This window comes from Bacillus sp. AR13-1 (genome assembly GCF_008042285.1).
In the GTDB taxonomy this organism is placed as follows: domain Bacteria; phylum Bacillota; class Bacilli; order Bacillales; family Bacillaceae_G; genus Bacillus_A; species Bacillus_A mycoides.
In genome coordinates, this window is record NZ_QNUA01000014.1 from 36,479 (window position 1) to 59,018 (window position 22,540).

A 22,540-nucleotide genomic window follows, 5' to 3' on the forward strand; every position below is an offset into this window, starting at 1 on the left:
AGGTTTGTCCTTTACGTATTTATTAATAATTATTATATTAATTTTATACAATTATACGATATTAAATTTCAAATGTAAACACTAAAAAATTATTTAGGCTCTACTTCCACATACATTGTATGCTCTGCTGTTGAATGTCCCACACGAACCTTATAATTACCTTTTTCATAATTGTTAATTGCCTGTGCATCAACTGTTTCTTGAATTTCCTTGTCTAAATTCAAACCGCTCATAAAAGTTACCCATTTCTTTGTTAATTCTACAGTCGCCTCGTTATTATCAAGGAATAGAATTTTAAAGTCATTTCCACCGCCTACCACAACAAATTGCGCTCCAATTGTACCTTCTGGTAAGTACATATTTTTATCTACTATGTAGACACCACCTAAAAGACTATCATATTTTAGATTAGTATTATACTTACTGTTAATACCTTTTAAGATATTTTGCGCATCAGAAGATAGCTGTTTTTTGACCGTAGGATTTTCTAACGCTTCAGGGAAATATTTGAAATCTTCAGATGCAATATTCACATCTAAGCCCTCCGGTAATTTAGGTGTCTCAGGCTTCACTTCTGGTTTTTCTTCGTTTCAGGTTTTGGGTCTGGCTTCACTTCTGGTTTTTCCTCTGGCTTCGTTTCAGGTTTTGGATCTGGCTTCACTTCTGGCTTTTCCTCTGGTTTTGTTTCAGGTTTTGGCTTCTGGTTTTGTTTCAGGTTTCGGGTCTGGCTTCACTTCTGGTTTTTCTTCTGGTTTTGTTTCAGGTTTCGGGTCTGGCTTCACTTCTGGTTTTTCTTCTGGTTTTGTTTCTTTTTCGATTACATTAATAGAGTTATATAGGAACTGACTGTATTGCTCACGAGTTACATGCATTTGTGGTGAATACATATTTCCTCCTGTACCAGAAGTAACACCATTCTCTTCTAAAGCATTAATTGCGTTATACGCCCAAGAGTTTTTATCAACATCTTTAAATGAAGTTGTAGTTGTCGCCTTAAATTTAAATGCATTAGTAAGTACCTGTGCCATTTGTTCACGAGTTAAAATATCATCTGGACCATATTTCCCTTCACCATAACCACTTACTAGACCCGCTTTCGCAAGTGCTAAGATTTCTTTTTCAAACATGTGTCCCTTAATATCAGTAAATGGATTTTTGAAACTAGCATCTGCATCTGCTGGTTTTACGTATGCGTAAATCATACGAGCAACCTGTCCACGAGTTACATTGTCACCAAAACCAAACTGTCCATTTCCGTATCCTGCTACTACTTTACGGTTTGCTAAATCATAGATTGCTTTCGTAGACCAGTGATTTGCTGGAACGTCATTGAATTTTAATGAATCTGTGTTATCAGCTGCTTTCGCTGTAAATGCTCCTGCTCCTAATAGTGATGTACCCATAATTGTTAGTGCTGTTGCTGTTTTTAAAAATTTGTTAGCCATTGTTTGTTCCTCCGAATATATTAGTTTTTTTATAGATTCTCTTATTGTACCTAAATTAAACATAAAATCTAGATGTTTTAACATATTAATTATTTGATTAGCGTTTTTTTATAACCGCTGTTCTATATGGAAAATATTACCATATAGAAATAGGCTTGTAAAGTATTTTTATATATTTATTTTTAAATATATTTTTCTAGCAAAAAAACTACACTTTTCTAAGCATAGTTTTCTTACCAGATTTATATTATGTCTGCTCTATTCACGAAAGAATACTTTTCCTACTCCTTCACGATTGCTCCAAATTGGCGCTTTTACTCCGTCAACACCAATCAATTTAAATATATAAAACTGATGCTCCGATTTAATCTTAAAATAAAGAGGTTGGTTACGATCTACTCGTCCTTTTGTAAATTCATATTTCCATCCATCCATATTATCTGCCTTCATCTTTTTCTCAATATCAGGGATTAAATCTACATTTTCCCCATTATAACTATATTGAAATCCGCCTGTTCTTTCAGCTAACTCTATCGTATTAGAAGCAAAATTATGCGCTTTGACCAATTGAATACCATATAGTACGCCTTCCGGGATTAAAGAGATAAAGAATAGAAAAAGAGTTAATAATAGAGCTGTTGTTACGGTATTTTGCATACTGGTTCACTCCTTACAGTTCTTGGCCCTATTATTTTATGTTTCCTCCAGGTTGTTTTTTATCAGAGGTAGACTCAAAAATATAGATGTTTCGTGCTTTACTTTTAATTGTTCCTTTGTTTTCATCAAATTGTTTTAGATAGCTCTTTGCATCCACATCTCCCTCAACTGCAATCATTGCTGGCTTGTCTTGGATAACATGAACAGAAAAATCACGCTTTGACGCAGGGTCTTTGAATGCCGCATTCTGCTTGTACGCTTGCTCGAACTCTTTTTTTGCTAGTTCTGGATCAATTGCTATTTCTTCCTCAGCACGTAAAGTACCGACTTTTACTGATTTATATAAGGCAGTATTGTTCCCTTTCTTTAATGCAGCCTTATTGTCAGTATGTGTTGTATCCCCAATCACCATATCTGTTACAAAGAAAAGACAGCCTATGAATAAAAGTAGCGCACCTGCAGCTATTATAAATTTTTGCATTTTTTATCATCCCTTCTTAATTTTCGGTCTTTCGGAAACGAAATCCACTTAATATAGAACTTTTCTTCTGGTTCAGCAATTCGTTTGGTAGTAATAACTCTGCTATCTTCTTCATTATTCCTTCTAACTCTCTATAATAGTTTCGACTTGATAGTAACGTACTACTATTCAACTGTGCTTCAAATACATCCTCAATCCCATAAGGTGGTATAGCTGCTAATAACTTCTGTCCTAAACATTCTTCCACTACCTCGTGTTTTAACAATGATGATGAAAATTTATTCCCAATTACTTTTGTTTTCTCTAATGCTAAGTAGGAAACTAACTTTCTTTCTTTTTGCGTAAGAGGGTGTGCTATCTTTAACATTTGATGAAGATCTGGCTCCGCTACAAAGAATATATAATCAGCCATTTCGCATATCTCATGGTATAAATCTTTGTCCCAATCATTCCCTGCATCAATAATAGAAATAGGTGCTTCTTGGTTCCCCAATAAGACCTTAATAAAATGGTCAAAGTCCTGCTCTGTTTCATTTTTTAATTCTTGGTCTACAATCGGATTCTTTACGATAAAGTTTATCTTTCCTTGCTTCCACTTTGGAATAGATAATATATCGGATTCCTTCTGTAGCATCTCTTTATAGCGTTGTAACATGAACTCGCTGCGATAATTTTCTGGTGCTTCTGTGTAGCCCTTTAATAGTGGATACGTATATCCCTCATCGTATAGATTCTCTATATAGTTCACATCAATCTGTAGTTCATTCAAATAGGCAGCTAGGAGATGTGAAACAAAAGTAGCTCCACTTCTCCTATTCATACTGGCCACAACAATTGTTTTCCTTGGAATTGCTATACCTATTTGCTTCTCATATACAGGCTCAAATGATAATTTATATTGTTTTTTAATAATTGGTGCTTTTACTGTTTCCTCTTGGACAGACTTACGTTTTTGTTTGTTTTTAAATATTTTTGACTTAGAGGAAGGTTCATCATTGCTTTCTTCTTCCTCATCACTTGGCACTTCCTCTTCTTCCTCAGTAGGCACGTCCGGCAATTTCGTTTGTTTCGGAGCCTGGCTTGTTCCTACAATTTCAGCTACATTCTTAATATCCGACTCCTGTAGCAACTGCGGGATGACTTTATTATCAATATCAATTCTACGAGAGTTGAAAATGTCATAGATACCTAGATAAATCAGTTTCGCTAAAAACTCATCATCATTTTCACGTTCTGTAAAAACTACAATACGAATATCTCGATTAAAACGTATATCCCTTAACTTCTGTAAGATAATCAATTCACGTTTATCTTCCTGTCCCGCATCAATATTTAATCGTTTGTCATTAATACATAGAATCTCGGGTTGTTCCGTATCTAGAATTTCATCTAGATATTTAATATGCATCACATCACTATCAGCCACTTCAAATCCCGCGCCAACAAAATCTTCTCGTAAATATGCCGTATATACAGTATCACTGATGGCTAATACAATTTTTTTGACCATGGTAGACCTCCTTTAACTTTTAGCGTTGGATTAAAATCATGTTTTCAATTGGAATTTGCGCCTGTTGATGAATCTTCCCAAAAATCTCATTCAGAATATACTCCACTTCAACTTGTTCCAATGGTCGTGGTGCCTCAAAATCAGAATTAAGTTTTATTCGTATTTCCAGTCGATCTTGAATTTCATTTAATGGTGTATCGAGATAAAGAATTCTGTAGTATAAAACACCATCTTCAATGCTTTTTTGAATCATATCTCTTGTTTGATGAATAAATGTAACCTCTGCAAGCTCAATGAAAGGATTGTCTATCGTTACTCCGCTATTCCAAGTTAGATTCCAAATCTCACAATGTTCTTCCGCATGCACAACAACTCCATTTACTGAAGGCGTAATTGCAAAAAGACGATCTACAGGAACTTTAGTTAAAGTAGTGGTATCCCCATTTACTAGTTCCAATCCTTTTTCCAATCGTTCGTGTTCAAACGCACATTCAGCGCCAGCAAATGCAATTTCGCAAAATACTTGTTCTAGTAATGGACGAATCCCCTCAAATGTTCGTATTGCAAATACACTAAATTCCTGTGTTTCATCTGTTCGAATGATTTCATATAATTCAAACTCAGATGCATTTACTAAAGCAAAAGGAATATCTTTAATAAGATTCGAATCAGTATATAGCTCCTCTGGAATGTGGGTTTCAGGATGATGTACAAACTCAAGGCATAGTTGATATCCTTTTAAAAATGCATTCTTGGCTGCTGCTGGGAATAGAGTTTCAAAGCGCTTTACATTGTTCTTAAATTTCTTTTCTTCAACTTCGTTATTAAACTCCCTTTCTTGTAGGATATTAGCTTTGTTACCTAACAATAAAAAGTAATGATTAATGATACGACTAATACTTTCTTCAAACGTTGAATTATCCTCACAATACTTTGCAAATCTCTCTTTACTCATGCTTACAATTTCATTCATAGTTCTGATTTCTCCCTTTCAAATGTTATTAATACATAAAAAAAGACACACCGATGGCAGGTTATGTGCCTTCGGTGTGTCCGTTTAGCTAAAGAATGAATCTATTAATTTGTATATTTCTCTTAGTAAATTGTTGTTCATGTATAAGAATACATCTCTGAATTTTAAAAGTCAACAGTTTCAAAAAATCCTAATGCTAATATATTCACTTATATTTTTCTTATTTTTTATGTATCTAATCTAAAGAAAACAATATTTCAAATAAAAATATATTCAAGTATTTTATATAAATAATACAAGAATCATATATAACTAAACTCAATTATTAAATATAAAGAGAAAATAAAAGTGCTTATGAATCCTTATATACCATACGTTCTTTTATAATAAACCAAATTACATATCGTACTATCCCCATTACATACAAGTAATGAATCATAAAAAACACAAATTAAGAAGCTAAATATCATATTACTAAGAATTCACAAGTTTTAATATATAGTATTAAGATAATCACAAGTATTGAATCGAATTATAAACAAAATGAATCGTATCCAAAAGCAGCATAAACTGTTTATATATTTACGTAAAAGCGCCGGTAAAGACATTTCCTTAACAAAAAAACATGTCCTCAAATTAAAGAACATGCCAAATAACCCTTGCTTTTATGTGATTTTTTAACAAGGGCTGCTGCTTACTATATTTTTTAAGATTTTATGAAGTCTGGATAGGCACCATTTTGATTATAATAATTCATCATTACATCGTGCCTTTCTTCTACAGACAAGCTTTTTTCCGTAAAATCAGTCCAGGATTCTCTAAATTGTACTCGCATAAATGCAGGAATAGAGAATATTTCTTGCTCTTTCGAATAATTTTCAACCTGATCTAATGCATAAGTCATTGCGGTAATCAGTAATTCGTTTTGTTTTTCCTTTGTTGGCATGTATGCAGCAATGTCCACAATTTCCTGTTTAAATGCAATCATCATATTTTCACGATCTTTCTTTCGTAATGATTGTCCCATATATTTTAAACGAGATACTGCTTCCTTTCTGCATTTCGCTACCGGCCTATGTAAATCTTTTTTATCATTCTCAATTACGCAGTTTGAAGAAAACACCACATTGAACTTTTCAATGATGACTTGTTTCACCTGTTTTCTAACACGCGCTATGCGAGATTCGCTAGACTTCTTTTCCTTAGAATCAATTGCTGTAAATTGCACAATTGGTTTTAAAATTTCTATGTATTGTCGTACCTTCTTTGCATTACGATTCAATTTATCCTTTAAAAAAGCCATTCTTCTTGTAATCTCGAACTCTTGAATCTGGTGCTTATAATGCTCCATACCAATTTTTCTAGAAAAAGTATTTATTAATTCTAATAGGAACATAATCCCTCTGTTATCACGAGCCTTTACAAGACTACTAAGTATAGTTGTTTGAATAAGATGAAATGGAATTCGGAAATATGATAGTGATATATCTGTAGTTTTTGTAGTTTCTGCAGCAGTATGGTTATACAAGGCATAATCTACAACCTCATATACAGTACGATTTCCAACAGGTGTCTCTTTTACGAGCTTACGCTCCAAGCAAACTTGAAACCCCGTATAAATTGTTGTGTAGGGAATCCCACTGTTCTTAGCAAGATCCATGATTTGAAATTCACGTGGTAGCATTCCAATATCATTACATTCAAAGTGAAGCAAGATATAAGTAGCTAAAGCTGAAGATGGTAATTCTTTCCGTTCATTTTCTAGTTTCACGATGTTTAATAATCCATCGAAAAACTTAACCCCATGAACCTTAAAGTTCTGCTGGGAAAAAGCCATTTGCGTATTCATAATGTTGCTAACTCCTTTCAAAAGAGCACAAAAAAGGCACTGTCATACCACGTATACAAAAATACTACTCTTTAAAAAAGCAATACATGTATAACCACGGTAAACAATGCCTAAAAATACGCAAGAAATCCCCTTTTTAAGTTGCACAAATACATAAGATACAGTAAAATTATCTTATAATTTCATGCAAATCAAAAAAGGTTTAGAAGCTTTGTTTACCGCGCTCTAGAAAAAGATTTAGAGTTTCAGCGATTCGCGGTTAACCACAATGAGATAGTTGGCGCTATTTCATTGGGCTGATGAACCTTTTTTTGCTTTATTATATTTTATTTTCACATTATATAAATGTTATATTATTAATAAATCTATATCTAGAAAAATATGAAATTATTAAAGTAACTACATCATATATAGTTTTTTTCATGGTTGCAAGCTGATTTTCAAAAGTAACAACCTGGTGAACTTAACACGAACGAAAATCTGCACATTAAACATCTACATGATCGCCTCTCAATCAAAAACCAACTAAATATGGTTTAAAATCCAATTATTTTCACGACACTCACCTAATCAATTGTCGCTCAATCAACACACCACCTTGATTTCGACGCCATTTCACCTCTAATTAGTAAGAGTCACCCGGCTAATCACCGGTCACTTAATAATAATACACTTAGTTTTCCTTAATAGATTGAGTGGTGATTGAGTGAATGATTTTATTATATTAATTATAGTTCCAATCAGTCAATTAATCGCCGGTCACTTACATAGTTTTTGTTCGCATTTTAAAAGTGGTTGAGAATCAATCATAGGTTTTTTAGTTACAAAATTAACTCTCGAATAAACAGCAAAGTATACAGTTGTAGTAATAAACATGTTTATTAAACTATTGTTCTGAGAATTAACGTAAATTGATTGGCAGAACAATAGTTTAATAGTACTTAATTTGTATAATAAACCTATGGTTATTATAAAGGGGATGTTTAAATGAGAAGAATTGATTTGATACCAAAACCATTTTTTGAAACTATAGGGGAACATGGTACAACTTATTTTGTATATGGATATAGAACCGCTAAACCAAAGTTACATTTAGGAGAATTTAGTTCACTAAAAGAAGCTAGACAATTCATCTACAAATATGCTTATGAAAATCCACAATGGCTTAATGTAGACGGAGATATTAATGAATATAACAAAAAACCTTCTAGACCTGAAAGTAAGAATAAATGGTATAAAGGAATAGTTAAAAAAGAATATATGAAGTATGCCAATTTCAAAGATTGGAAGAAATAAAAGTAGCGAATTCGTTACTTTTTTATTTTGTAAAGAAAAAGGAACCCATAAGGATTCCATTTGCATCACGTTGTTCTATAGTCTTTGTTTCTAAGTTTCTTTCTAATATCCATAAATGCTAGAATCATTATGATCGTGCATAATAATTTGAGCCAACGAAACTCCTGGTCGAACATTATACCAGAGAAGAATTCATAAGCATATAACAAGCCAATAGCGGGAAATAGCCAAGTCATGAATTTTAAATCTTTTAGGTGATATTTATAATTATTAATCTTTTTCCACATATGTATCAACTCCTGTAAATATATGTTAATTCTATATATTATGATTTTACATAAAAATATACAGAATTAACATAATAACTTTGAATTAATCATGTTATTTATTAATGAATTTAGTCTCAGTAAAAGATACTAAGTGTCCTAAGGATTTAGAAAATAAAAGAGACTATCAAAATGATAGTCTCTTTTATTTTTTCCCGAAAAACTTAGAGAAAAATCCGCCTTTTTGTTCAGTATTTTCTTGTTTCTGAGCATTTGCACTTTTTTGTTCTTGAATTAATCGTATAGTGCTCATTAGTTTTTCGTCACGTTCCTCTAGACGTTTATTAATTCTATCGAAATTGTCCTGACTTTGTTTAGCTACAGCAGCGAAGAATTCCATATTTTGCTTTGTTAATTCGGCGGTCACTTTAGCTGTAACTTCCTCAGTGATTTTTTCTGTCAAAGCCTCAATCAAGTCTGTATTTACCTGTTGTGCTTTAACTAGCGATGTTTCTTTTTGCTCATCATCGTCATCAATCTCTTCAGCATAAACATTACGAATAACAGTGGGATCCATATCTAAAAGCACTACAATTTCGTGCTTTTTCTTTGACTCTGAATAATAATGTTTTATTTTTTTTACTGTATCAATACTATCCTCATGAACATATTTAAGTTGTCGTTCTTTTTTAATGTTCAAGTACTCATCAAAATCATTCAACCATCTGCGAAGAGTACTTTCGGGTATATCAAGCATGGTTGCTACTTCAGATACACGATAATAACCATCGCTTAACTGTTCATCAATCATTTGCTCACCACCTAACTATATGTTGCCTGTCCTATAGTACATTATATAGAAATTCTATAGAAACTAAAAGGACACCTTTTCCAATTACGTAAAATTTCATGTTTTTTTGCGTCTGATCACTCAACCATTCATTGCTCATTTATTGGGTTATGTATCAAAAATGCCTGTCTTGTTGAGCGGTGATTAGTTGGATGAGCGTGATTAATTCCTCAATATGTACAAAACCATCTCGTCATAGCGGAAATAAATCTACTCATATATCAATGAGTTTTTACATATTTTCAGTTGCATCCGATGGTTATTAGGTACAAATAGCGGGATTAATTATCGAAATAAATACGTAAATATAACCCGTAATCATTACGGTAATAATTACGGGTTATATTTCGGAAGTATTTAAACACTTGATATTAAAAGGTTCTTGATAAAATATTTGAGATGTATTATAGTTAATACATCACATACTTCGGAAGTATATCCCGAAGTATCTACGGCGTTTATCGCGGGATTAAATTCCGTAATATTGTTATTGCTTTTTGTATCTATACATAAATTTTACTTTTTATTAAAGGTGGTGTGAAATTAGTGTCTAATATATCAATGAGTAGCAATGAAATTATTGATGTACTCTGTGAGAATTTAAATGACGGAATTTGGGCTCTACGTGTACTATACGCTGAAGGTGCAATGCACAAAGAAAAGCTATGGGATTGTATCAACCAGTATCATAAAGAATATCAAATAGAGAATGCAAAGGATTATGAAGGAAAAAAGATACTTCCATCGCGATATTCTTTGGATATTATGACTGCACGACTTGAGGGGGCAGGGTTGATATCTTTCAAACCATTTGGGCGCGTTCGAGTTTACGAAGTAACAAATCTAGGTAATGTTTTAATCAAAGAACTAGAAAAACGAGTTGAGAAAAACAACTAAAATATATATTTGAGGGAGGATATACATATGGCAGGCAATTTTTCAGAAATCGAAAGCCAAGGAAATATTAGCTTGAAATTTGGATTCTTAGGACTAGGTATGGGAGGATGCGCAATCGCAGCGGAGTGTGCAAATAAAGAAACACAGATTAAAAACAATAAATACCCATATCGTGCGATTCTTGTTAATACAAATAGCCAAGATTTTAATAAAATTGAGATTAAAAATACAGGGAATGTCCGTAAAATTCAGTTAGAAGGATATGAACAAGGTGCAGCTCGTAATCCACAGGTTGGTGAGGAAGCATTTGTAAAACATGGAGCAATGATTTTTGAAGCAGTTAAACAAGAGTTTGAAGATCGTGACTTTATCTGGATTACTTGTGGCCTTGGTGGTGGAACAGGAACTGGAGCTCTTTTAAAGGCAATCGAAATGTTATATGAACATGATTACAATTTTGGATTGTTACTAACTTTACCTCGAGATGCTGAGGCTTTAAAAGTATTAGAAAATGCAGCTTCACGTATTCGTAGCATTGCTATGAACCAAGACGCTTTCGGTTCAATTGTATTAATAGATAATGCTAAACTATATAGAAAATTTGAAGAAGAAAACCCAAGTGCATTAGCGAACGAATATACTAGCTATAGTAACAAATATATTGCTGATGCATTACATGAGATTAACTTAGTTACTTCATCATTTACGCCGTTTTCAGATACACATTTTGATGCAAGTGAATTTGCTCAGGTAATTAATACACCAGGCGTTTTATCTTTAGCAAAACTAGAGCTAAAATCAAATCAATTAGACACTGAAAACCCACTAGGTTACTTGACTCAACTAGGGAATGCACTAGAAAAAGGAGTTTTATACGATACAGAAAGAGAAGAGCTAGAAAGTGCTAAAAAAAGTGCACTATCTATCGTTACATCACCGCTACGAGCTAGTCGATTATATAACTTCTCATTCCTTAACCAGATGGAAAACTTCTTAAAAGAAAGAACTCCATACGTAGATGAACGTCCTATAGCTCCATATGTAAATAAACATACAGCGAAAAAAGAAGAGGATATAGTTAAATTCTATTCAGTTGTTGCAGGGCTACCATTACCAAAACGTGTGAGTGATATTATTGATGAGATTACTAGAATTAAAGAAGAGCGTGAACAAGCTAATTCTAAGAAATCAAATGCTGTTTTAAATAAACTTTTTGCATTTGATGATTCAGTACAAGAAGAAAAACCTAAAAAGAAAAAATTGAATTTTGGTGCTGAACCTGAAGTAGAAGTAGCCGACGATTCACAACCAGCAAAAAAGAAATTATCATTCTAAACAAAAGACCGACAAATTAAATTTTGTCGGTCTTTTTCTATTTCAATCGTTAATGACATTAATTCTACCCCGCAAAAAATCCGTTATAATTCTTGAATAATTGGAACCTTTAAATCTTTTTGTCTACCATCCTTTATTCTGTTTGGGCGTCCTAACAATTTTTTATCTTTACTTTACCCTTCAAAAAAATGTTAGAGTCAAACTTGTACTCTGTCCTAACAATTTTAAAAGAGTGATAAAGCTATATAAATCAATATTTATAGCGGATTTTTAGAAGCAAATTTGATCCAAACTTCAGCGTACGAGTTTTAGTATCTATATTAGCTCAAATTTAGTTTGAATTTTTCATAATTTACAACCTAATTCTGCTGTAATAAGATATATAGAAATGATAGTTATTACACGAGAAGAAATTTAAATTATGGAGTTGTATAATATGAACAGTAAAACGTATAAATATAAAAGCAAAGGCGTGCAAAAATTTTTCCATCTAAAGGAGGCTGACATATTTGTATTCACAGTTTTATATCACAAAAGGTATCTTACTACACGACAAATTACTCAACTCTATAGCGCGTTTGAAGGTCGAGATTTTTCCGAAGCTAGTGTGTTTACAAAACTTAATCGTTATTCACAATACGGTGCTATTTTAACGAAAAAAATTGAGAAGCGAGATGATAGTATAACTAAACGTGCTACATTCTCTTTAAAAGAAAGAATGATTGAATACCTTCAGGAAATCGGGAAGATTCCTGAAGGATCTTCAAAACGTAGATACTCTCATTCAAATTCATTACATACACTCTGCTCAAGAGAAGTTTTAGTACGTACGCTTTTAGAAGTGACGAAAAAGACCTATAATAACGAGACATTATATGAGTTAGATATTCGGTCTTATCATCAAAAGCTTAAAAAAATTGAAATTGAAGATGCAGGCCTGGCAATGGTTCCTGATGAACACATTTCATATCAAGATAAAAATATCTATATTGAAATGGATATGTGTAAAGAAACCAATTCTACCTTAGTTGAAAAAGTAGGGAAGTATGTAGAATATGCTCAAAAAACGAAGGACAATGTTTCAGTTGTTTTTGTCATGTACGACAAATCAATGTTCCTTGCAGAAGAAGCAGAGCCACCATACGTACGGATGAAGAATCTATTATTTTCTATGAGGGAGTATCACGAACTTTTAATGACAATACCTAATCTAAATATGTACGTCTGCTCACTTAAAGATGCTGGAGACGTTATTTCAGATATCATTCTTGGAAAAGATGACAACCAAAATTTTGAACAAGATATTCTTGTGCCTTTATCTCAACGTATAGTAGGAGATGCTGAGTGGCGTTATGCATTTGTTGAGAACGTACAAACATTTAAGGAACCAATAGATGGCGGTCTACGTCGAACTTATAGGAGAGACAAAGACGTTATACAAGATTTCTTCTTTATTTTTGGGAACGAAAATGATTACCGGATGATCTCTAGATTAGATGACGTCGTGTTTTCAAGAAGAAAAGGGGATGACGGTGTTCCACTTGTAGTTATCTATCCTAAACGTGAAAAACCCAGAGATATTCTTCTGATGGACACTTATGAAAATGTACGACTGCTATCAATCCAAAATGAAAGTATCCATATAGACATGGATGAACAGATCATGGTACGTACTGCAAATAACGTTCATCCGAAAAGACGTAAACTTGTTGAGTTATATTAATCTATTATTTTTTATATAACACTATATAATTTTATTGATTTTCATTATTCAAAGTGGTAGAATAGCGTTTGAACATATAATTAAAACTACAATCAAATCAGAACATATGAATTAAGGCAAGCGACACACGCTGTTTTTACAGTGGGTGTCGCTTGCCTTTTTTTATTTGGAGAAAGGTGGAAAATGAAAATGAATTTGCAATTTACAACTGCATCAACAGCCAATGGGGGAGTGCTTTCTGTGAGAGAGGCATTAGCAAATCCAGAACTAGTACTTGAACATATTACAGAAGAAGGTGCGGAGTTCAGCGTTTCACTACAAGATATTCAAATACCTGGTAAGCCTAATTACTATTGGTACGACGTATTGATTGAAACTGCAGCTGCTAAGAAAATAGAAGTGAATATTGCTGTACTTTCTCAAGAAGAATATGACAAGCTTTGTGAAAAAGCTAGTATCGACCTATATTTAAAACAGACTGAAGATACAGCGAAGTTCTTTCTAGAAAAATCAAAAGAGCGATTTAATCCAGAGTTACAAGATCGTTTTACATTCCGCCATAAAGCTCAGCTGTTTCTGTAAGGAATAGGTGAGCCTTTATGGATACGTTTAAGCAAAGGTTACCTTTATTTACAACCATTACACTCATTAGCGCATTTATTATTTCTTTTGGAGTCGGTTTAATAAACTATATAAAGTTACTATACTATGCATTTGAACTACCGTCTTATCCTATAGAAATTACATATGTACCACTCATCTTAATGTTCTTCTCTTTATTTCTAGGAGAATTTAGTTTTCGTTTCTACAGCCGTATTCCAGCTTTACATGTGAAAAATGGGAAACTATTCATTCTAATTGCTTCACACATCGCAGTTGATATCCACTTCTTATGGTTTGCAACTGCTCCTATCCATGCAAAGGTTATCCCTTATCTCACTGATAAAGCAACGCATGTTAATTTTGGTGAATATCAGGCAGTAGGACATGTATTAACGGGGAATTTCCACACATTAACCATGATATTTGTGTTTTTACCGACTGTATTTATGATCTTGTTTACTCTTTGGTATAGCGGGCATATTGTTCGTTACCGGGAAGAAATTTTAAAATGGGTACAAAAATATGAGTACAAAAACCACAAGTTACAAAAATGGTTTAATAGTCAGGAACAACAAATATATCCTGATGTAGAAATTGGTCCTCATATTGAGCATAAAGAAATGGTTCGTATCAAAGGGAAAGATAGAACATTAAATGGAATCATTATTGGTCCAATTGGTTCTGGTAAAACATCTAGTTTAATCATTCCAATGATTAATCAAGATTTACACTGGATGGTACGTTTCATTAATAAGTTCGAGAATGCTTATAAAAAAAATGATTATGATACGGAAGAAGTAAAAGGGACGTTTTTAAATGGTGTCACTGTTATTGAACCGAGTAATGATTTATGTCAAAAAGTATTTAAGTTAGTACAAGCACACAAAATTCCTGAAAGCTCGGTTTACTATATTGATCCAACTAACCCTGATACAAAAAACATAAACATTCTGCGTGGACCAGTTGATAAAGTAGCAGAGGTTTTCGCAATGGTTATTCAAGGTTTATCTGAATCCAATAATGCATTCTTTGAACAAGCACAGCGTAACCATCTTAAGCAACATATCTATTTATTAAAGCTGTACAACCCGCAAAAAGATGTAACCTTCGACGACTTGATAGAGATGTATGATGATATAGAACGTGTCCATCGTATGCAGAAACTCTTAAAAGTACAGGTGGAAAAGTTATACGATTTTGTTCAAACTGGCGCTGCTTCGCGGGACCAGAACAACGAATATAAAATTATAAAAGGGATAGATGAGTGGTTTGATAATACCATTCGAGAAAAAACAGATTCTCAAGGCGAACCTGCGGTTTATAAAAAAGGGAAATACCGCGGGCACCCCATGCATTATGATAGAGAAGAAGAATATGTAAAAGGATTACGTAATATTTTAAAAGACCTTGCTTCGAACGTACTAATACGACGAGTTTTATTTGGTAAATCCGATTTCGATTTTGATGTACATTTAGAACAAGGTGGAATTTTATTAGTAAATACGGCAAAAGGGGAATTGGCAGACCTTTCTAATGTATTAGGAAAATTCGTCTTACTTAGTATGCAGAATGCTGTATTCCGTAGAGAACCAAACGTTTCACCATACCACCATATAATTGTCGATGAATTCCCAGATTACGTTGTCCGCCCGTTTAAAGAATTCCCTGCACAATCTCGTAAATATAAAGTAATCCTGACAATTGCAAGCCAAACACTATCTCAATTAGCTCTCGATTTCACAGAGCAGTACATGTTTACCTTGCTGGGCTCATTCCGTAACAAAATGATATTTGGAGATGTTACGCCATATGATGCAAAGATATTCTCTGACATGTTTGGCGAAAAAGAGGAATTTAAAGAATCTGAATCTGAACAAGGTATTTCTCCTATGCAAGAGAATCCCGTTAGTCGCTTAGGATCAACCTATCAAAAAACAAAAGAAGTGGTTATGTCGCCAGGGGATATTATGGGACAAGGTGCATTTATTTGCGCTGCTCGTATCGTACAAGATAATCATGTGCAGCCTGTACAACAAATCACAAGTAACTTTGTACCTAAAGAAGAGTTTGCTAGAGCGATTATACAGGTAGACGAAAAACTAGGGCGATATTGGGAAAATGAGCGTCTCCTTCTAATCAAGGAGTCTATTACTAAAGCAAATCCAATGAAGCACGTAGATGCAGAGAATATGAAAAAAATAGAACCATTACCACCTATGCAGAATGATACGATGGAGCAGAACAATTCCCTGGAAACAAACGGTGAGCAACAACATATTGTATCATTGAATGATTATAAGGATCATAAATCTGAACATGAAACAAAATTAGTCGAAGATATAGCTATATCAAATACATCCATTGCTAGTGAACAACAGACAAACAACAATGAGGAAGAGGAAGAGGAAGCTGAAAAGGAAGCTGCTCTATATGAAGAGATAAAAAACTTCGTAATTGAAGCACAGCAAGTCTCGCCATCCCTTCTGCAAAGAAAATTTAGGATTGGCTATATGAAGACAGCACGATTAATTGATAAGTTAGAACAAAATCTAGTTGTAAGTTCCTATACAGGAAAAGAACCTCGTAAAGTTCTAATTTCAAAAGATAGTCGTGTTCCATTACCGATTGAGAAGTCTGATATAAACTCTCCCGTTTTATTCGAAACAAATACCGGTGAGAGTATTCAGCAAGAATCAGCCATTCCAAGCGAAGACAAGGAAGCCGCGCAAGAGGAGACAAGCTTCTTTAAAGATGTCCTGTATGATGATGTGGTAGCTTTTGTGAAGGAATCCAGGACTGCCTCCATATCTGCACTGCAAGATAAATTTAATATAGGTTATACACGTGCAGCACGCTTACTAGATGCTTTACAACGTAATGGAGTCTTGCAGGATATAGAGACAGAACAAAAATTGGAATTTGTGACACCTGCAATACAAGATACAGTACCAGAAGAAACAATTGAGGAAGTAATTAAAATGAATTCTGCCGATATAGAAGATTATCATGAAATACATATGGATGTATCAGAGCTTAACAAGGATTTATCCATTTCTATATTGGAACAGGATTGGAACACAGATGCTTCAATAGAGACGGAGCTTTCAGTTAGAATCGAACCATTCCAAGAAGAGTTACAAGAAGAAGTAACTACAATTGAAATAGAGAAGGAATCAGAAATAAATATAGAGGAAGATCCAACACCAGTAATAGAAACAGCAGCCCTTACTGAAGAAAATAAACTTGATGCAGATGTAGCAAAAGTTTATGAATCAATTAGTACTACTGTCTATAAAAACTTAGAAATAAATATGCTAGGGAATCCTAAAAATAATGAAGAGCAACGAGAGTATAGCCCTATGACCTATAAAGAACGTCAAGAACTTCTAAAAACTCAACAGAAAAATAAGTATAGTGATACGCAGCCACTGCCATATAGAAATGAACAACCTAAGAAGAATACATCTAACGTGATGAGCAAGGATTTAAACGATATATTTGATTAATATTTCCTTTCAATTAGAACGATACTTTGAAATTAATTAGAGATTTTGTAAGTTAAAGCATAAACTGTCCGGACAGTTTATGGTTAATTTATTGTCTCTTTTAAATCAAGTCACGGTGTTTATAAAAAAGGCGCGATGTTTTGCCCCTTTAGATCTGTTTATCTAAAGGGGTGTTTTTATAGTGAAAAGTGAAAAGAAGATCTGAACTGAAAGGCGGATTAAGAAAATGTTGAGTAGCAATAAAGTTACTCAACTAAAGGGCCAGATTGTGAAGCAATACCCACTTGAGTAACTTAATTCAAATGGGTTCTTTTTATTTTATAAATAATTTAACAAATGATATAAATTATTTTTAATAAAGTTTAACATTTATTCAATATTATTAAAAAATATGTTAAACTAATATTAATAAAAGTTAATGGAGGCGAAGATGTGGATATTAACAATATTCCAAACTGGATTTTAGCTTTGGAAAATGAGGATTTAGAGTTTGTTAAAAACTTAGTACTTCATTCGGGTTCTTTAAAAGAGATTGCAAAGGTTTATGAGGTATCATACCCAACAGTAAGACTTAAACTTGATCGATTAATCGATAAAATAAAAATGAATGATGCTGTAGAAAACGAGGGATTTATTAAATTTATCAAGAGCCTGTCGATTGATGATCGCATAAGTGTAGAGGATGCAAAATTGATTATTGAAAAATATAAACAAGATAGGGATGAGAAGTGATGTCATTTAGTTTTTATGAGGTTTTTATTATTGCTGGTATTTTAGCTGTTCAATTCTTCTTTTCAACTAGGAACAATATCTATTGGGGAGCAATTTTACCAGTAGCATATATTGCATTTTTGACAGGGCTGTTTGTAACGAATCGTATTGAAAATACTATTGGCTTTATCCTCTATCTATTATTAGGGCTGCTTTTCCTATGTGCAGAATGGAATGGAGGTAGAAAGTATCTTCATGAGAAAAGAAAAAAGGAATTGGATAAAATGAAAATCTACGACATGAAATAGAGAAAATATTTGAAGTTGAACCAAATAACACTTGCATAAATTTTTGAATACCATTATATTAAAATTAATAATTATATAAATAAACTATAACTTACGTGAAGGACACACCTTACGTACCATTCCAACGGTACAGGTGTGTCCTTTTTTACGTTCTAGGAGGAAAAATAGGATGACAGTAGAGAAAGAAACAACACACGTTGCAGAAGAACTAGGAATGGCTTTTGAACAAGAATTCACAGCAGGGGACACACCAGTAGAAACAAACTTCAATCAATTTGAACGAGTACGTGAGCATGAATTAGAAGAGTTAGCTCGTATGAAACGGGAACGTATTATAGGTAAAGGCTTAATTACAGTCGTCTCTGAAAAGTTGTTCCCAACTAAAAATGGTAAATCAGAACGCATACCCGTACTTACGATGCAAATTGGTACCCATACAACTGCATACTGCCCAATTACAGAGGCAGGGATAACAATTCCTAAGAATCCTCAATGGCTAGTTGGTAGAACAAAACCTGTTATCATTGAGCATTTCCAAAAGACAGAGGAAGGGAACTTTGCCGTTGTATCAATCACAGCAGGAGAGCTCGCATTACAAAAAAGATTATATGATGAAGTAACCTCACAAGGTGGGAATAAAGTATACACAGGAACAGTTTCAGGTCATATTCCAACTGCACAAACCGTTCTGGTTGAAGTCCATGGTGTAACTATAGGGGTAAGGTACTCACATTGGTCACATTCATTTGTACGTCCGGAGGATATTATTATTGGTGATGTTGTAGAGCTCATTATCGATAAAGTAGTAGAAAAGAACGGCCGCTATGAATTTAGAGGAAATAAAAAGAAACTAGAAACAGATCCAATGGAAAAGCTACTAGAGCTTAATAAACGACGTGACCGTTTTGTAGGTAAAATTGTAGGTGTAGATGCCATTGCTGGTATTTTCGTAGAAGTTGCACCAGGTATTCAGTTTAAAGGCTTAAAGAGCCGTAATCTTGCCAATCCAACTGCACACGATGCAACTAACCAAACGATTGTTACATGCGAGCTGCTTAACATTGATGCGAAAAATAGAAAAGGAACTGTACGTATCCTGAATTATCCGCAAGGCCAAAGTAAAAAATCTAATTCGCCAATTTACCAATTTTAATGAATGACTATGCGTACAATAGAGAATCAAATGTCTTCATATTTCCCTTCAATTCCACATTTAACAAGTGAGGATGCACAAGGACTTCAGGTATATCGAATACATAGTCTTGATAAAACCTATGTATTCCATTCCTATGACGAATTAGTTACGTTTAAGCAGCGTTTAACAGAAGAACAGCATGCAATACTAACTTTCATCGGTATTCATACATCTGTTCGTTTTAATCATTTATTATATCTATTCAAAGATAAGTTTTCGCGTAAGAGAATTAATGATGCACTTCAAGGACTACTTTACTATCGTCTCATTGAAAAATGGCAAGTAGAGATTTTTGATATGGAAATTCGTGAGGAGGCATATACGTTATCCGATAATGGGTTTAAGCTCTTAAAGTACTGGCAAGGAAATATGTTTTACTTTGCTCCGGAGCGCCTTGATAATCACGGCAAATACGTTCACCTACGTTACTGGCATGATATAGACTTACTTTGCCATTTACGCTATGATCCGTCCTTTATGGGGCATATTATGCATCCATCTATAAGCAAAGGGGTTTCTACCCCTCCTTTAAGTTTTGTAGTAAGCGGTGGAGAAAATCGTAAATTTAATTTCGTTGTATACTCCACCTTATTATCAGATATAAAGGATCGATTAAAGCGAATTATTGCTAGATGGAAGGCTTTTGTAGAGTCAGGAAAAGATGTTATTATGCAAGACTTAGGGAATAATCCTACAATCTTAGTTATTTATGTTTCTACTGAAAAACAGGCAAAGCAAATTAATAATGATCTACTACTTGATTTAATCCCTGGTAAAGTATTGCTATGTATAGGAGAAACCTTACATTCACAAGGATTACAACATGCTTTTTATCAGCCTCTTGCAGAAGGAGAAATCAAACAATTAAATATGAAGCTATTCACCACAAACTAAGCCACCCTTGCAAGCTATTGCTTTCTTTTAAAGGGTGGCTTGTTTGTGTTCTAAAAAAAGTACGAAATATTCAAAAATAACGTGTGAAAATTAATTATCATGTATCTACCACTATACAAAGTACGGATTTTACGAAATAATATTGTTTGATAGCTCTTTCATTAATAACGCTATATATAAATATAATTATTTTTAGGAAGAGAATATATTAGAAAGGAGTAATACATTGCTACGTATACAAAGAGGGTTTATGTACGATCCAGATGATAATGAGGTAATTGTTAATGAAATTTTCTACGATGCTACATCAGAACAAAAGCTAGGAAGCAAAATGGGTGTGTTTGATGCGGTTAAACTACCTACTGCTATTTTTCAAAAGGTCCGAGAAAACGAAAGTATGTCCTACATGGAAAGTGTTGAAGTTGAAAAAGAAAACATGAAGGAAATACTTTGTTATTTAGACCAAAATCAAAAGCCAGAAAAACTATATTTTGAAATGCAGTACATGAATTAACACCAAGAACTGAAAATAAGAGGGGATTTATAGCAGAAGAAACAGGGATATTATTATAGAATACATATAAAATCCCTTCTTATCTTCATTCTATTAAAAACAATTGAATATTATATAAAAATAGATTAATATAAACGTATATTTATTGTTTAATTGATTCCGTTTATTCCCACACCTTTTTTGTGTTGTGGTTGAGTTGTAGAAGCAAGTTGCGTCTTGTTTCATTTTTGAAAGGGCTTCTTTGAGCCGATTAGTGTATATATAGCTTATTTTGCTATGCACATTATTAATCGACTTGAAGAAGCCCTTTTTGTGTTGTCTTTAAGTTAGGAATTACTTGTAAATAGACCTTCTGGGCTAATAATATGCTAAATAAAAACAGCACATCTATTGTGCTTTTTTTGTTTAATTTAGAGGAGAGATCATATGGAATTTTACAAAGTATGGCATAAAAAAAAGAATATGAGAGTCATTTGTGCTCATAATAATTACGAAGCGATAGGTTTTTATTTAACAGAAACATATCATGATTGCGATTGTGTAGAGTATCTAAACGCTCATAAGTTAAGCACTTCAGAACCACTTAAAGTCATGCATGACGGATATGAAGCGTTAAGAACACTACAAGACATATGTAGTGAGAGAAAATTCGCTAACATCCCTTGTACCGTAGTAGAGATACTAAAATAAACAAGGGTGAGAGGTTCTAGTATTTATGTATTACAACTAAAAAAATAATGTGAATAAATAGTACATAGTTTGTGCTTTTTTTATTTGGAAAAGGGGATATTTATAATGAAATATAAACATGCAATTACATTAGATAAATCAGTATTATCAATAGGGGAAATTATATCAATCTTTCAAAAGAAAGAAATCACTGAACCAATTAGAAGTCGTGAACTTACTATTTTTCAAGATACTGTGGGTATTATTGGGGATCAAATGAAAGAAATCGACATCGACTATTATGGTTATAGGGACTTCATTATGGAGCTGGATTATCATGATTGTAATGATGACTGTGATTTCGAATTTCAAAGAAGAAGTTTTGAATATCAATATGGAAATCCGTGTGAAATAGAGGATCGTATCCAAGAATGGGGCCATTTTCTTATTAAAAAAATGGAATCAAAAAAAGAGGTAGTAAAATCTGAATATAGAAGACCTTCAACTATACCTCCTACAGACGAAGAACTAGAACAAGTAGAGTATAATAAAAGAAGAGCAATAGAATGTAGCGAACTGTTTCATATTCCATATGAGACATTAAAAGCTATTTTAAAAGAATCCCCACATACTGTTATTGAGATTATTCAAAACATAGAGTTGGAGAACACAAGGATACTAGAGAAACTTCCTGCCCATTTAGGTGTACAATTTGCTTATAAAGAAGAATTGAAGGAATTATATATCTATTATGGAGAAAAACACTTACCAGGTATTTATCGTCTCTTATCATTGTTAAAGATTTTTGAATTTGACTGTAAAGAAAGAGAGTAATGTCTAATAGTAAAGTAGATAAGG

General features: G+C 33.3%; 20 protein-coding genes and 1 pseudogene. 13 read left to right on the plus strand and 8 right to left on the minus strand.

Annotated features, from left to right (window positions below):
• Positions 1 to 89: 89 nt before the first annotated feature.
• The 6 genes and pseudogenes from DN408_RS12585 to DN408_RS12610 form a co-directional block, all read right to left on the minus strand.
• Positions 90 to 1,445, minus strand: a pseudogene (locus DN408_RS12585) (S-layer homology domain-containing protein).
• Positions 1,446 to 1,703: 258 nt separating this feature from the next.
• Positions 1,704 to 2,102: a DUF4320 family protein gene (locus tag DN408_RS12590; protein ID WP_002166817.1), complete on the minus strand. Its 399-nt coding sequence runs from the start codon at positions 2,100 to 2,102 to the stop codon at positions 1,704 to 1,706.
• Positions 2,103 to 2,133: 31 nt separating this feature from the next.
• Complete coding sequence (locus DN408_RS12595) at positions 2,134 to 2,583, minus strand: hypothetical protein (RefSeq protein WP_002166818.1); 450 nt, start codon at positions 2,581 to 2,583, stop codon at positions 2,134 to 2,136.
• Positions 2,584 to 2,599: 16 nt separating this feature from the next.
• Positions 2,600 to 4,093 (minus strand): CpaE/TadZ family protein, encoded by a 1,494-nt coding sequence (locus tag DN408_RS12600; protein ID WP_002166819.1) that lies wholly within the window; start codon positions 4,091 to 4,093, stop codon positions 2,600 to 2,602.
• Between the two features lie 19 nt (positions 4,094 to 4,112).
• Positions 4,113 to 5,066, minus strand: coding sequence for a hypothetical protein (locus DN408_RS12605; protein ID WP_002166820.1), 954 nt, complete (start codon positions 5,064 to 5,066; stop codon positions 4,113 to 4,115).
• A gap of 706 nt (positions 5,067 to 5,772) precedes the next feature.
• Positions 5,773 to 6,915, minus strand: coding sequence for a hypothetical protein (locus DN408_RS12610; protein ID WP_002166821.1), 1,143 nt, complete (start codon positions 6,913 to 6,915; stop codon positions 5,773 to 5,775).
• Between the two features lie 987 nt (positions 6,916 to 7,902).
• Here DN408_RS12610 and DN408_RS12615 point away from each other — a divergent pair.
• Positions 7,903 to 8,211 (plus strand): hypothetical protein, encoded by a 309-nt coding sequence (locus DN408_RS12615; protein ID WP_002166822.1) that lies wholly within the window; start codon positions 7,903 to 7,905, stop codon positions 8,209 to 8,211.
• Between the two features lie 65 nt (positions 8,212 to 8,276).
• Here the strand turns inward: DN408_RS12615 and DN408_RS31960 are convergent, their stop codons facing one another.
• A complete protein-coding gene (locus tag DN408_RS31960; RefSeq protein ID WP_002139742.1) occupies positions 8,277 to 8,498 on the minus strand; it encodes a hypothetical protein in 222 nt (73 codons plus the stop codon).
• Between the two features lie 184 nt (positions 8,499 to 8,682).
• Complete coding sequence (locus DN408_RS12625; protein ID WP_002166823.1) at positions 8,683 to 9,288, minus strand: MerR family transcriptional regulator; 606 nt, start codon at positions 9,286 to 9,288, stop codon at positions 8,683 to 8,685.
• A 600-nt stretch (positions 9,289 to 9,888) separates the two neighbouring features.
• Between DN408_RS12625 and DN408_RS12630 the strand changes: the two genes are divergently transcribed.
• From DN408_RS12630 to DN408_RS12690, 12 genes are all read left to right on the plus strand, one after another.
• Positions 9,889 to 10,224, plus strand: a complete 336-nt coding sequence (locus tag DN408_RS12630; RefSeq protein ID WP_033710312.1) for a hypothetical protein — start codon at positions 9,889 to 9,891, stop codon at positions 10,222 to 10,224.
• A 27-nt stretch (positions 10,225 to 10,251) separates the two neighbouring features.
• Complete coding sequence (gene repX / locus DN408_RS12635) at positions 10,252 to 11,559, plus strand: plasmid replication protein RepX (RefSeq protein ID WP_002166825.1); 1,308 nt, start codon at positions 10,252 to 10,254, stop codon at positions 11,557 to 11,559.
• Positions 11,560 to 11,995: 436 nt separating this feature from the next.
• Positions 11,996 to 13,282 carry a replication-relaxation family protein gene (locus tag DN408_RS12640; RefSeq protein ID WP_002166826.1) on the plus strand — a complete coding sequence of 429 codons (1,287 nt, stop codon included), beginning with the start codon at positions 11,996 to 11,998 and terminating at the stop codon, positions 13,280 to 13,282.
• A gap of 189 nt (positions 13,283 to 13,471) precedes the next feature.
• Positions 13,472 to 13,864, plus strand: a complete 393-nt coding sequence (locus tag DN408_RS12645) for a hypothetical protein (RefSeq protein WP_002166827.1) — start codon at positions 13,472 to 13,474, stop codon at positions 13,862 to 13,864.
• 17 nt (positions 13,865 to 13,881) lie between these two features.
• Complete coding sequence (locus DN408_RS12650; RefSeq protein ID WP_147740132.1) at positions 13,882 to 17,391, plus strand: DNA translocase FtsK; 3,510 nt, start codon at positions 13,882 to 13,884, stop codon at positions 17,389 to 17,391.
• 432 nt (positions 17,392 to 17,823) lie between these two features.
• Positions 17,824 to 18,123: a DUF2089 family protein gene (locus DN408_RS12655; protein ID WP_147740133.1), complete on the plus strand. Its 300-nt coding sequence runs from the start codon at positions 17,824 to 17,826 to the stop codon at positions 18,121 to 18,123.
• Positions 18,123 to 18,410: a hypothetical protein gene (locus DN408_RS12660; RefSeq protein ID WP_147740134.1), complete on the plus strand. Its 288-nt coding sequence runs from the start codon at positions 18,123 to 18,125 to the stop codon at positions 18,408 to 18,410. The genes DN408_RS12655 and DN408_RS12660 overlap by 1 nt, the downstream gene beginning before the upstream one ends.
• Before the next feature lie 169 nt (positions 18,411 to 18,579).
• A complete protein-coding gene (locus tag DN408_RS12665) occupies positions 18,580 to 19,563 on the plus strand; it encodes an RNA-binding protein (protein ID WP_098343928.1) in 984 nt (327 codons plus the stop codon).
• A 9-nt stretch (positions 19,564 to 19,572) separates the two neighbouring features.
• Positions 19,573 to 20,499 carry a hypothetical protein gene (locus DN408_RS12670; protein ID WP_147740135.1) on the plus strand — a complete coding sequence of 309 codons (927 nt, stop codon included), beginning with the start codon at positions 19,573 to 19,575 and terminating at the stop codon, positions 20,497 to 20,499.
• A gap of 226 nt (positions 20,500 to 20,725) precedes the next feature.
• Complete coding sequence (locus DN408_RS12675) at positions 20,726 to 21,013, plus strand: hypothetical protein (protein ID WP_147740136.1); 288 nt, start codon at positions 20,726 to 20,728, stop codon at positions 21,011 to 21,013.
• 426 nt (positions 21,014 to 21,439) lie between these two features.
• Positions 21,440 to 21,703, plus strand: coding sequence for a hypothetical protein (locus DN408_RS12685; RefSeq protein ID WP_002166836.1), 264 nt, complete (start codon positions 21,440 to 21,442; stop codon positions 21,701 to 21,703).
• Between the two features lie 105 nt (positions 21,704 to 21,808).
• Positions 21,809 to 22,516 carry a hypothetical protein gene (locus DN408_RS12690; RefSeq protein ID WP_147740138.1) on the plus strand — a complete coding sequence of 236 codons (708 nt, stop codon included), beginning with the start codon at positions 21,809 to 21,811 and terminating at the stop codon, positions 22,514 to 22,516.
• The last annotated feature ends 24 nt before the right edge of the window (positions 22,517 to 22,540 follow it).